The following is a 12,303-nucleotide window of genomic DNA, read 5'->3' on the forward strand; positions in this document are numbered from 1 at the left end:
TAGATTAGTATAACCTTAGGAAGAGATTTTATCCTTAAACATAAAAGAAACTGCTTAAATATTTAAGCAGTTTCCTCTTTTGTTTCATCAACTGTAACTAATTTTGGTTTTGCTCTCTTTTCAATTACATCCTGAGTGATAATACATTTTGAGATATCATCTCTTGATGGTATATCATACATGATATCTAAGATAGCATTTTCCACTATAGAACGTAACCCTCTTGCTCCTGTCTCCTGTTTCAATGCCTTTTGAGCAATTGATTTTAAAGCTTCCTCTGTAAATTCTAACTCTACATCATCTAATTCAAAGAATTTAATATACTGCTTAATCAAAGCATTACGAGGCTCAGTTAAAATCTGTACCAGAGCATCTTGATCTAACTCTTCTAAAGTAACAACAACTGGAATTCTTCCTACAAACTCTGGAATTAATCCATACTTCAATAAATCCTGTGACTTAATATGCTTTAATATCTCTCCGATATTCTCTTCTTTCTTACTTTGAATATCAGCACCAAAACCAAGTACTTTGGTATTTAGTCTAGATTTTATAAGCTTATCTATTCCTGCAAAAGCACCACCACAGATAAATAGAATGTTTGAGGTATCAATTTGAATAAACTCTTGGTGAGGATGCTTTCTGCCACCTTGTGGAGGAACACTTGCTTCTGTTCCTTCTAGAATTTTAAGCAAAGCTTGCTGTACCCCTTCTCCAGAAACATCACGAGTAATAGATGGATTTTCTGATTTACGGGCAACTTTATCAATTTCATCGATATAGATAATTCCTTTTTCTGCCTTCTCAATATCATAATCAGCAGCTTGAATTAACTTCAATAGAATATTCTCTACATCTTCACCTACATACCCAGCTTCAGTTAAAGATGTAGCATCTGCTATTGCAAAAGGAACATCTAAAATACGAGCTAGAGTTCTAGCTAATAATGTTTTACCAGAACCAGTAGGACCTACTAAACAGATATTACTCTTCTCTAACTCTACATCATCGACTTTCATACCTGAATTAACTCTTTTATAATGATTATAGACAGCTACCGCTAAAGTCTTTTTAGCATCCTCCTGTCCAATTACATACTCATCTAAAATATCCTTTATCTCTTTAGGTTTTGGAACACTTTCTAAATTTAACTCTATCTCTTCATTTAACTCTTCTTCAATAATCTCATTACATAATTCAATACATTCATCACAAATATAGACGCCAGGACCAGCCACAAGCTTCTTGACTTGATCTTGGACTTTACCACAGAAAGAACACTTCAATTGTCCTTTCTCGTCTCCAAATTTGAACATTATATCACCCCTTTATTAGTCTACCCTTCCAACTCAGTTTGGCGAGTGATAACCTCATCTATTAGACCATATTCTTTAGCTTTTTCAGCTGACATAAAATAGTCTCTATCTACATCTTTTTGAATCTTCTCAATTGGCTGTCCTGTATGATTAGCTAAAATATTATTAATAATATTTCTTAACTCAAGAATCTCTTTAGCTTGAATTTCTATATCTGTAGCTTGACCCTGAGCTCCCCCCATTGGTTGGTGAATCATGATTCTAGAATAAGGCAAAGCAAATCTCTTTTTACTAGTCCCACTTGCCAATAATAAAGCACCAGCACTAGCAGCTAATCCCATACAAATTGTAGAAACATCTGGCTTAATGTATTGAATTGTATCATACATAGCTAAAGCAGCCGTAACAGACCCTCCTGGACTATTGATATATATGTATATATCCTTATCTGGATCTTCAGCTTCTAAGAATAATAATTGTGCAATCACTGAGTTAGCTACTCTATCATCAATTGGACTACCAAGAAAGATAATTCTGTCTTTTAATAAACGAGAATAGATATCATAAGAACGTTCTCCTCTATTAGTTTGTTCAACTACCATTGGTACTAAATTCATAATTTCCCCCTCCTCCTTTTAACTATGCCCATATTTGGACTTTTTAAACCTATTATTTTAGAGAATTTCATAAAAGAATTTTTTATTATGACTAATTACTAGGTTAAATAAATACATGACAATAGATAATCCTACTATTTAGGGGAATTAAGACAGATTATGAAATTCTCTAAATTATTTAAAATGAATAATAATTAATTATTTTCAACTAAAAAATCAATTGTTTTTTCCATTAGTAAACTATCTTTTAGTGAAGCTAATTGACCTTGCATCTGTAAGAACATCTTTAATTGATCTTTATCTTGACCTTGACGTTCAGCAATTTCAGCTAATTTGGCATCTACATCTTCATCACTTACTTCAATACCTTCATTTTTAGCAATTGCTTCTAAAATTAAATTAGCTTTTGCTCTTTTTTCAGCTGATTCTCTATAATCTGCTCTAATATCTTCTTCGTTCATTCCAGTCATCTCTAAATATTGGTCAAATTCAAACCCTTGTTGCATAATTTGATATCTGAAACCTTCTAGCATATTATCAATCTCATTTTCAATCATAGTTTCTGGTATATTAATTTCTGTATTATCTGTTATAGCATCAATTAATTTATTTTCAAATTCTCTATTTACTCTTAACTCTTCTCTAGCAGTAATCTTTTCTTTAATATCTGCTTTTAATTCATCTAGAGTTTCAAATTCTAAATCTTTGGCAAATTCATCATCTAACTCAGGCATCTCTTTTACTTTAATTTCTTTAACTGTTACTTTAAATACTGCATCTTGACCTGCTAAGTTCTCAGCATGATATTCTTCTGGGAAAGTAACATCAACCTCTACTTCCTCCCCAACTTTAGCTCCAACTAATTGTTCTTCAAATCCCGGAATAAACTGACCAGAACCGATTTCTAAATTATAATCTTCTCCAGCTCCACCTTCAAAGGCTTCACCATCTACAAATCCTTCAAAATCGATTACAGTATTATCTCCTTCTTGAACCTCTTCTCTATCAGTAACTACCAATTGAGCATGATGTTCCCTTTTATGATTTAATTCTTCTTCTACTTGCTCATCACTTACATTTATCTCTTCTTTTTCAATTCCAAGACCTTTATATTCTCCAAGCTCAACCTCTGGTTTTACTTCTACTTCAGCTGTAAATTTAGCAGGCTTTCCTGCTTCAATGAATACATCAGTAATATCAGGCTGAGCAATTGGTTCAATTTCTGTCTCCTGTACAGCTTTATAATAAGCTTCAGGAATTAAAATATCTAAAGCATCTTTATGTAATACTTCTGCTCCAAACTTCTTGATTAAAATACTCTTAGGAACCTTCCCTTTTCTAAACCCTGGGATATTAACCTCTTTAACAACTTTTTTGTAAGCTTTATCTAAAGCACTAGCAACCTTATCTTCGCTAACTTCAATAGTTAATTCAACCTTATTTTCTTCAATTCTTTCTTTACTTACATTCATTATATTTCCTCCTTATATTATTATACGTAATTATATGTATTTTATTTCATTTATCCAAAAGCTACTATTTCTTATCTTCATTATATATTTTAAAATTGAAGAAAAAGTGTAACTTCAGATAGATCTATCAAAAAATAAATTCACATTATTGACTATTTCTATATAATCATAGAATCTCCTTTATATTTTAGCCATTTTTATAAAATCATTCTATTAATAAATTCAAAGTGAAATTTATGTTATTTTTTATTATTTATTAAAAACTACAATCAAGTTTTTAATGATATTCTAAGGAGATATAACTACTCTATATAGTACGAATATTAAATTTTTCTCTTAAAATTTAATATAAGGCAGAAGATTAACTAAATTTAGTAGTAAATAAAAACATCAAGAATAATAAAATCCCTTGATTTCTATAAAATTTTAAAGATAGTTCATAAATAAAAACAATACCTCGAGATACGACAATATAGTCGTTCCGAGGTCTTATAGTAAAGCTTAAAAACAAGATATAATTTAAAGTATGAATTCAATTCAATAAATATGTATAAATTTAGTTAACACAATCTATATTTACTAAAATCAATAATTCTTAATTAATGGCGCGCCCGGCAGGATTCGAACCTGCGACCTCCTGATTCGTAGTCAGTTACTCTATCCAGCTGAGCTACGGGCGCATAGTATACTAGTTTACAGTAAAAAAAGATTTTAAAAACTTAAAGGTTTTGAACTTAACTGTCAATTGCAAACTGTTAACAGATTTAAAATGGAGCGGGAAACCAGATTCGAACTGGCGACACCCAGCTTGGAAGGCTGGTGCTCTAGCCAACTGAGCTACTCCCGCATACTATTAATTAGGTTTTAAACATAAAAAAATATACTGCCTATAAGCAGTTTATTCTAAGTGAAACTATTTTATTATAAATGGCATGCCTGAGAGGATTCGAACCTCTGACCCACGGCTTAGAAGGCCGTTGCTCTGTCCAGCTGAGCTACAGGCACAAGATTAATTAGTTTACAGTTAAAAAACTTTAAGAAATTAACTTCTTATTGTATTTTAAATGCAACGATCTCAATGACCTAGCATCGAAAACTACCTTGCGTTCTTTGAATCAAAGTTTTAGATGCCCCAACCCCGATGGTCAAGTACTCAAAATTTCCTTTCGCCCTAAAATTAAAATTTTTAAGTGGAGCGGGAAACGAGACTCGAACTCGCGACACCCAGCTTGGAAGGCTGGTGCTCTAGCCAACTGAGCTACTCCCGCATAAGATTAGTTTACAGTGTACAGTTAGAAATAAAAGAGATTTTAAGAACTTAAATCTTTTGAACTTAACTGTTCACTGTCAATTGTAAATTGTAAACTGTTAACTAATTTTAAATGGTCGGAGCAGCAGGATTTGAACCTGCGACCCCCTGGTCCCAAACCAGGTGCGCTACCAAACTGCGCCATGCTCCGTTGCTTTACCGCTCATCTCCCTTGCGACATTTAATAGTATACCTAAAAAAGAGGGCAAGGTCAAAAGAAGAAAAGCGGAATAATAGTTATTATCATAAATTAAATCATAAATAATCCCCTTTTCTCCATTTATCTATAGTATGCTAATTGTTTGATTTGAAATCAAAATGCTTGTAAATTATCTTATTATCTCTGATTTCAATTATTCCATAAGATGGAGCCTTACCATCTCTAGGTGAAGAGATACTCCCAGGGTTAAAGAACAAGATTCCATCTTCTTCAATAGCATAGCGACGATGGCTATGACCAAAGATTACTATATCTGCTTCTACTTCCTTTGCCTTATAATAGAGCTTATCCAACCCATAATTAATCATATAATTATGACCATGAGTTAAAAAGAGCTTCATATTTCCTATATTAGCCAATTGATCTTCAGGATATTCCGTACTATAATCACAGTTTCCCCTTACAGCTAATAACTTTATATCATCTAATATCTCTACTTCTTTTAAATCTCCAACTATATCTCCAGCATAGATGATATAATCAATATCTTCTAATTCTTGTACTACTTGATTCATCTTCTGACCTTGTCCATGGCTATCACTGAATATTACCAATTTCATTATCTCATCACCACCCAACTACAATTTAACTGTATAAATAGCCACAGGTTTGAACCTGTGGCTATTTATAGTTATAATTTAATATTTTTAATATTATTATTTCATTAAATACTCTTTCATTTTTTCTAAAGCTTTAGCCCTATGGCTAATCTTATTTTTAACTTCACTTCCTAATTGAGCAAAACTCTTCTTATATCCCTTAGGAATAAATAATGGGTCATAACCAAATCCCTCTTCACCCAATGCATTGAAAGTAATATGACCATGGCATTTACCTGTCACTGTATACTCTTCACCTTCAACAGATACAAATGACATAGCACAGATAAAATAAGCCTTCCTTTCTTCTAAAGGAGTATCCTTCAATAATTCTAATAACTTCTGATTATTCTCTTGATCTGTAGCATGCTCCCCTGCAAAGCGGGCTGAATATACCCCTGGTTGACCACCTAAAGCTTCAACAACCAACCCAGAATCATCAGCAATAGTAGACATACCTGTATACTCAGCAATCTTTCTAGCCTTTTTTAGGGAATTACCAATAAAAGTATCCTGATCTTCTATCACCTCTGGCATAGCATCAATATCATTTTTAGAAAGAATCTCTATATCTGTATCTGCTAAAATCTTCTCCATCTCTTCTATCTTATGTTGATTTCCAGTTGCTAAAAATAACTTCATTACTTACTCCCCCTTAAACAACTCCACCTTATCTTCTAATGCTTTCCTCTGATGAGCAATCAGCTCTTTAATACCTTTTTCAGCTATATCAATTAATTTGAACATATTCTCTTTAGAGAAGGGATTCTCTTCACCAGTTCCTTGTACCTCTATAATATCACCTTTACCAGTCATAACCAAGTTCATATCCACATGGGCATTAGAGTCCTCTTTATAACATAAGTCCAATAATAGCTCATCATCTACTATTCCTACGCTTACAGCTGCTACAAAGTCTTTTAATGGTAGCTCTTTAATCATATTATTATCTATCATATAAGCAAAAGAATCTACCATAGCAACAAAGGCTCCTGTAATAGAGGCTGTTCTTGTTCCACCATCTGCTTGGATAACATCACAATCTATCCAAATAGTTCTCTCACCTAATTTTTCTAGATCAACCACTGAACGTAATGCTCTACCTATTAATCGCTTAATCTCTTGAGTACGTCCAGTTAATTTACCTTTAGCTGCCTCTCTAACATTCCTATCTTGGGTTGCTCTAGGTAGCATAGAATATTCTGCTGTCAACCATCCTTGCCCTTGTCCTCTTAAAAAGTAAGGAACACTATCTTGAACACTGGCATTACAAATTACCTTTGTATCCCCTGCCTCAATTAATACAGACCCTTCTGCATATTTAGTAAAATTTCTAGTTATTTTAATCTCTCTTAATTGATCATTTCTCTCTCTACCATCAACTCTTGACATTAGCATCTCTCCCTTTCAAACGTATTTTTCTATGTATAGTATTTATGTTAGCATAACTACATACTCTATTTTATTCTTTCAATAATTATAATAATTATCCTGTAGAAATGGAATTTAAACTTAGGACTTAGTTTAAGATTAAGTAAGTTCAAGATATATTTACAGACTGAGACTTATACTTGGTGTTAGTCTCTTCTATATAAGTTATTTCCTTGACTATCGATTACACAGATAAGCGGTAAGTCTTCTACTACTAGTCTTCTTACTGCTTCTGTTCCTAAATCATCATAGGCAATAATCTCTGCTTCTTTGATACATTTGCTAATTAAGGCTGCCGCTCCTCCAATTGCCCCTAAATAAACAGCCCCTTCTGCTTTCATAGCATCGATGACCTCATCATTTCGCTCACCTTTACCAATCATAATTCTTAGCCCTTCTTTGATTAACCTTGGTGCAAAAGGGTCCATTCTATAACTGGTAGTCGGTCCAGCAGAACCAATTACCTGACCAGGTTTGGCAGGGCATGGACCTACATAATAGATAGCATTCCCTTCTACTACAAAGGGTAATTCTTCCCCTTTATCTAAAGCTTCAACTAACCTCTTATGGGCTGCATCACGAGCTGTATAAACTACTCCAGATAATAAGACCTTATCTCCTACTTCTAAACTTCTAATCTTCTCTTCTGTAACTGGCGTTGTTAAGCTAACTTTAGCCATGATTTAATCCTCCTTTATTCTTTAAAGATGAGTACTAGTAAAGAACAACTCGCACATCTTATACTAATAGAAAAAATAAACAAACCTTTAATTAATCTAATTAAAAGTCATTACGAGAAAGCTTATCAGCTTTCACCCCAAGGGCACTTCTTTCAGGGCGTTCTCGTATTACTTTTGTACCTAAAGGCATCATCCAAGAAAAAATATCTCTTCCTTCAAAACTCATTGCCACAAAAGTAACCAAAAAGTCTAGAAAAAATTCAACTCATTCCCCAATCAAATTGCTTAATTATTATCATTGAATAGAATTTTTAATTAAAATTTGGTTAAACTATAATTTTTAGATCAATTTTTGCTCCATTCAAACAAGAATTTTTTTAGCTTTTAAACCTTTTAATTTTAAATGTTTAAAGTTCCCAATGTAGCCATAATTTAATACCACCTATATTGAAATTTAATTAGCACAAAGCAAAGCTTTATTATAAAACTACCTCTTTATGTCGTGCTACATGGCAATTGATATTGACTACTACTGGTAATCCAGCGATATGGGTCGGATAGGTTTCGATATTTACTGCTAGAGCTGTAGTCAGTCCTCCTAATCCCTGTGGTCCAATATCTAATTGATTCACCTCTTCTAATAGCTCTTGCTCTAAACTCTTAAACTTCTCATCATCATTATAAACACCTAGAGGTCTTAATAAAGACTTCTTAGCCAATAATGCTGCCTTCTCTACTGTTCCTCCAATTCCCACCCCTACTACAATAGGTGGACAAGGATTTGGTCCAGCCTCTTTGACTACTTTCAATACAAAGTCTTTAAGCCCTTCTACTCCATCAGTGGGTCTAAGCATCTTCAACTGGCTCATATTCTCACTACCAAAGCCCTTTGGTGCTACCATTATCTTCAATTGATCTCCAGGAACAATCTCTGTATGGATGACTGCTGGAGTATTATCTTGAGTGTTCTTCCGTTCAATCAAAGGATCATTGACTACAGACTTTCTCAAATACCCTTCTGTATAGCCATCACTTACACCTTGATTAATGGCCTGATATAAGTCTCCTTCAACCACCCTTACGTCTTGTCCTAACTCTAAAAAAATAACTGCCATCCCTGTATCCTGACAGATTGGTACTTGGTCTTCCTTAGCAATTTCAGCATTCTTACTTAGTTGCTCTAAAATCTCCTTAGCAACATCAGACTCTTCTCGCTGATATGCTAGTTTATATTCATTAACTATATCTTCTCCCAAGTTATAGTTAGCATCAATACACAGCTTTGCTACTGCTCTACTAATTTCCTCAGCCTTTATCGTTCTCATTTTATTGCCTCCCCATTTTTTAAGAATTGATAGATGTCTTTATCTATATATATTTACAAATAATTGGCTAAATATCAATATTAAATTTAAAAAATAAAGACTCCCCTCTATAATTCTGCTTAAATAGAGGAAAGTCCTTGTGTTGTTTAGTGATTAGTTTTTAGTAATTGGTAATTAGTAATTATATCTCATAAGTCTCTCCTACCTGACTAATTTCTACAAAGGTATCTACCTCTTCTACCTCTGCTTCAATCTCTTCTCTAGGATAGTAGGCTCCTAGATGAGTTAACAGTAATTTTTCAGTCTTAGCATGCAATCCAAAGTTTACTGCTTGCTTGACTGTTAGATGACCTACTTTAGTTTTCTTCTTATCCCTCTCCAAAAGGCTTGCTTCTACCATCAATAAATTGGTATCTTTGAGAAAATCGATTAGATTATAATCCCAAGCTGTATCGGCTGTATAACCTAAGGTCTTAGTACCATCACTAATTCTCATAGCATAACATTCCTTGGGATGATTACTCCGCTTAAAGCTAAAGTTGAGATTACCAAAGTTCAATTTGGTAGCTTCATTAATTGGCTGTAGATAGTATTCCTCGCCTACCTTTGACCTGATAAAATCTAACTCCTTACCTTCATCAAAGGGGAGATAGACCGTTAAAGCCTCCTTCCTCTTGCCTGCCATGATATCGAGCATAATGGCATAGTGTAAAGGTAATAAGTCTTGAAAATGGTCTCCATGGAGATGGGAGATAATGATAGCAGTCAATTCATAATAGCTGATATGCTTGTTCAACTCCTGTAATGAGTCAGGACCGATATCTATTAATACCTTCTGATTATCAGACTCTAATAAATAACTAGGACAGCCCCCATCTTTGACTGGAAAAGGGGAACGATTGCCTAGGACTGTTAGTTTCATTGTAACACCTCCGAAGTGTTGTAGTTTAGTAATGAGTAACGGGTGAGGAGTGATGAGTAAAAACCTTATTGTCACTTGTGGTTTTATAGTTATTATGGTAAACTTTTAGGAATGATAATATTCAACGGTTGATACTATCAACCTCTGTCTCGAACTTTCACACCAAGTAAACCTCTCTGTTGGAACATTTAATAATGATTCCTTTAGAAAATCTCCATTGAAACCATCAGCAATTATACGTCCAATATAGTTCATTGACCAAAATGGTTTATTATTTTCCCATAATGCCTCTTCTCCAGCAAATTTTTCACCACCTAAATAAGTATCAATATACTTTAACTTTCCCTCCTCATACTCTAAATCATGAGAATTAGGTCGAGATGGCAAACTTTCAGAACCTTTTCCTGCATAAGTTGCCCTTTTGGCTCTAATCAAAAACTCTATAACTTCTTTTCTATCCACTTATATCCCTCCATAAACCTTATAGTGTATAGTTGATAGTTAAGTTCAAAACCTCACACCTCATCCCCAACCCTTCTCCTAATCTTAGGAGAAGGGAGACAAACCAAAATAAAAAACAGTTCCCCCTCTCATCAGATGAGGAGAGGAGGTTAGGGGGTGAGGTCTGAAAAGTGTCGTAATATATCCATTATATCCATTAACCGTTATTACCTATATTGAAATTAAACTAACCTAATATTATATAAAATTCCCTACTCTAAAAAATACTTTTATTCTTTTATCATATTCTCTTTATACCAAGGCAAAATTATTTTCTTCATTATTTCCTTCATCTTATTATTACCTGCCTTATCAGTAAAGCTATGGTTAAGCCCAGGTATAATTTCAAAACTAAAATTCTCTTTATCTCCTAATTTATTAGCTAAATACTCTACCGATTCATAAGGAACACTTTTATCTTCCTTACCTATTATGAATAATACAGGCATATCTAAATTTAATATATTTTTTTCAGGTTCATAATCAAGGTAACTATTCCACCTTCTATAAGTACACCCCCACCAAGTTTTTTTATAAGATGGGTTCTTCCTTATTTCAGTAAATTTATTCAATAAATCTTCTTTATTCTTTATACCAACTTTCCTAAATATTCCTTTTTCATTACTATTAAGTTCTTTTTCTAATAAAACCTCAAATTCTTTTGCTTGAGAATAGCCTCCTGATCCCATAATAATCATATGCGTTACTTCTTTTAAATCATTTGCTATCTCAGGAGCAATAGAACCTCCTTCACTATCTGCAAGAATAAGTACTTCCTTTAAATTATTGTTATATATATTGCTTATAACATAATTAACAACAAACTCAATATCTTCAATTCTACGCTCTCTACAATTAGTTTTATCAAATAATTCCTTATCATCAAACGCATATTTTTCTAGATATAGAATGTCAAAACCTAACCTTGCTCCTCCAGCTCCCATACCAAACCTTCTTGTTATCGAATCTCTTCCTGAACCTTGAATCATAACTAATAGTTTATCACTTAACTTATTTTCTGATCTTTTACCCAAATAATATTTCAAAATCTCTCCCTTAGAATTAATTACCTTACCTTTGTCAATAGTTAAACTAACTTTATTGCTACATGAAACTAAGAAAGTTAACAACAAAAATAAAGCCAATATCCCTAATAGTTTTTTTAACATAAAATTCTCCCCCCTAATTTCATTAACTTTTTCCACTATGATATCCCTCTACCTCTTTAAAATTATTTTAGTTCAACAGCGAACTTTGTATTAATACTAATTTTAAATTTTAATTAAGATTCAAAAATCAAATCTCAAAAATATAGAATATGCTTTCTTAGGCTCTAATGTGCACTAATTTTCACGAATTAAAACCATTTTTACTTTAATAAATTATTTTATTTTTATGCTTTTATTAGTGTAGATTCATGTTAATTAGTGGCAGAAAATAATGTTTTAAACTATTTTCACAAAAATCGTGGAAGAACTATTATTTTCTTTGAAATCTAATAAAAATCATCTAAAAGATATATCTCTAAATCAATATTCACAAGCTCATATCTAGAAATATAGTCTATCACTGCTAAGTTTGATAACTAACCTAATCATTTATCCCAACAAACAAAATATACCAATATTATAACATATTACATCCTTCCCTGCCACTAACTAACAATCACATCTACAAATCACTATATTTCTAGATAGCCAAAAAAGAAAAAGCCAATCCCCAAATAGAGAATTGACCCTCAAATCTTAAATATTCTATTTTGATTTCCCACTATTGCAAACACCAACTTAGGAAAAGTAAGCGGAATTTAATATTAATCAAGTCTCACTATAAACAACTAAAATCAAACACCTCTATATGAAATAAAAATCAATATAGCGTTTCTCATTACTAGACAACCATATACTGAAA

Annotated in this window: 11 protein-coding genes and 5 tRNA genes; all 16 read right to left on the bottom strand. The window is 32.8% G+C overall.

Annotated features, from left to right (window positions below; genetic code table 11):
* Positions 1-62: 62 nt before the first annotated feature.
* Complete coding sequence (clpX, locus tag U472_RS13405; RefSeq protein ID WP_068719260.1) at positions 63-1,316, bottom strand: ATP-dependent protease ATP-binding subunit ClpX; 1,254 nt, start codon at positions 1,314-1,316, stop codon at positions 63-65.
* Between the two features lie 20 nt (positions 1,317-1,336).
* The gene (clpP, locus tag U472_RS13410) at positions 1,337-1,933 is read right to left on the bottom strand and encodes an ATP-dependent Clp endopeptidase proteolytic subunit ClpP (protein ID WP_068719261.1); all 597 of its coding nucleotides are present in this window, start codon (positions 1,931-1,933) and stop codon (positions 1,337-1,339) included.
* A gap of 194 nt (positions 1,934-2,127) precedes the next feature.
* Positions 2,128-3,405 (bottom strand): trigger factor, encoded by a 1,278-nt coding sequence (tig, locus tag U472_RS13415; protein WP_068719262.1) that lies wholly within the window; start codon positions 3,403-3,405, stop codon positions 2,128-2,130.
* Positions 3,406-4,008: 603 nt separating this feature from the next.
* Positions 4,009-4,085: transfer RNA gene (locus tag U472_RS13420), tRNA-Arg, on the bottom strand.
* 90 nt (positions 4,086-4,175) lie between these two features.
* Positions 4,176-4,252 (bottom strand) — tRNA-Gly (locus U472_RS13425).
* Positions 4,253-4,333: 81 nt separating this feature from the next.
* Positions 4,334-4,410 (bottom strand) — tRNA-Arg (locus U472_RS13430).
* A gap of 186 nt (positions 4,411-4,596) precedes the next feature.
* A tRNA-Gly gene (locus U472_RS13435) sits at positions 4,597-4,673 on the bottom strand.
* Between the two features lie 115 nt (positions 4,674-4,788).
* Positions 4,789-4,865, bottom strand: a tRNA-Pro gene (locus U472_RS13440).
* 143 nt (positions 4,866-5,008) lie between these two features.
* On the bottom strand, positions 5,009-5,494 hold the full coding sequence (locus U472_RS13445) for a metallophosphoesterase family protein (protein WP_068719263.1): 486 nt from the start codon (positions 5,492-5,494) through the stop codon (positions 5,009-5,011).
* Between the two features lie 96 nt (positions 5,495-5,590).
* Positions 5,591-6,175 carry an XTP/dITP diphosphatase gene (locus U472_RS13450; RefSeq protein ID WP_068719264.1) on the bottom strand — a complete coding sequence of 195 codons (585 nt, stop codon included), beginning with the start codon at positions 6,173-6,175 and terminating at the stop codon, positions 5,591-5,593.
* Between the two features lie 3 nt (positions 6,176-6,178).
* Positions 6,179-6,925, bottom strand: coding sequence for a ribonuclease PH (rph, locus tag U472_RS13455; RefSeq protein WP_068719265.1), 747 nt, complete (start codon positions 6,923-6,925; stop codon positions 6,179-6,181).
* Between the two features lie 185 nt (positions 6,926-7,110).
* Positions 7,111-7,644 (bottom strand): Fe-S-containing hydro-lyase, encoded by a 534-nt coding sequence (locus tag U472_RS13460; RefSeq protein WP_068719266.1) that lies wholly within the window; start codon positions 7,642-7,644, stop codon positions 7,111-7,113.
* Positions 7,645-8,123: 479 nt separating this feature from the next.
* On the bottom strand, positions 8,124-8,969 hold the full coding sequence (locus U472_RS13465; protein WP_068719267.1) for a fumarate hydratase: 846 nt from the start codon (positions 8,967-8,969) through the stop codon (positions 8,124-8,126).
* A gap of 181 nt (positions 8,970-9,150) precedes the next feature.
* Complete coding sequence (locus U472_RS13470) at positions 9,151-9,891, bottom strand: MBL fold metallo-hydrolase (RefSeq protein WP_068719268.1); 741 nt, start codon at positions 9,889-9,891, stop codon at positions 9,151-9,153.
* Between the two features lie 105 nt (positions 9,892-9,996).
* Positions 9,997-10,353, bottom strand: coding sequence for a DUF5680 domain-containing protein (locus U472_RS13475; protein ID WP_218059081.1), 357 nt, complete (start codon positions 10,351-10,353; stop codon positions 9,997-9,999).
* A 269-nt stretch (positions 10,354-10,622) separates the two neighbouring features.
* Positions 10,623-11,561, bottom strand: a complete 939-nt coding sequence (locus U472_RS13480; protein WP_068719269.1) for an alpha/beta hydrolase family protein — start codon at positions 11,559-11,561, stop codon at positions 10,623-10,625.
* Between the last annotated feature and the right edge of the window lie 742 nt (positions 11,562-12,303).

It is taken from the genome of Orenia metallireducens (assembly GCF_001693735.1).
Classification (GTDB): domain Bacteria; phylum Bacillota; class Halanaerobiia; order Halobacteroidales; family Halobacteroidaceae; genus Orenia; species Orenia metallireducens.

Coding starts and splice junctions, on each gene's coding strand:
- clpX (WP_068719260.1), bottom strand. CDS start 1,316: ATGTTCAAATTTGGAGACGAGAAAGGACAATTGAAGTGTTCTTTCTGT.
- clpP (WP_068719261.1), bottom strand. CDS start 1,933: ATGAATTTAGTACCAATGGTAGTTGAACAAACTAATAGAGGAGAACGT.
- tig (WP_068719262.1), bottom strand. CDS start 3,405: ATGAATGTAAGTAAAGAAAGAATTGAAGAAAATAAGGTTGAATTAACT.
- U472_RS13445 (WP_068719263.1), bottom strand. CDS start 5,494: ATGAAATTGGTAATATTCAGTGATAGCCATGGACAAGGTCAGAAGATG.
- U472_RS13450 (WP_068719264.1), bottom strand. CDS start 6,175: ATGAAGTTATTTTTAGCAACTGGAAATCAACATAAGATAGAAGAGATG.
- rph (WP_068719265.1), bottom strand. CDS start 6,925: ATGTCAAGAGTTGATGGTAGAGAGAGAAATGATCAATTAAGAGAGATT.
- U472_RS13460 (WP_068719266.1), bottom strand. CDS start 7,644: ATGGCTAAAGTTAGCTTAACAACGCCAGTTACAGAAGAGAAGATTAGA.
- U472_RS13465 (WP_068719267.1), bottom strand. CDS start 8,969: ATGAGAACGATAAAGGCTGAGGAAATTAGTAGAGCAGTAGCAAAGCTG.
- U472_RS13470 (WP_068719268.1), bottom strand. CDS start 9,891: ATGAAACTAACAGTCCTAGGCAATCGTTCCCCTTTTCCAGTCAAAGAT.
- U472_RS13480 (WP_068719269.1), bottom strand. CDS start 11,561: ATGTTAAAAAAACTATTAGGGATATTGGCTTTATTTTTGTTGTTAACT.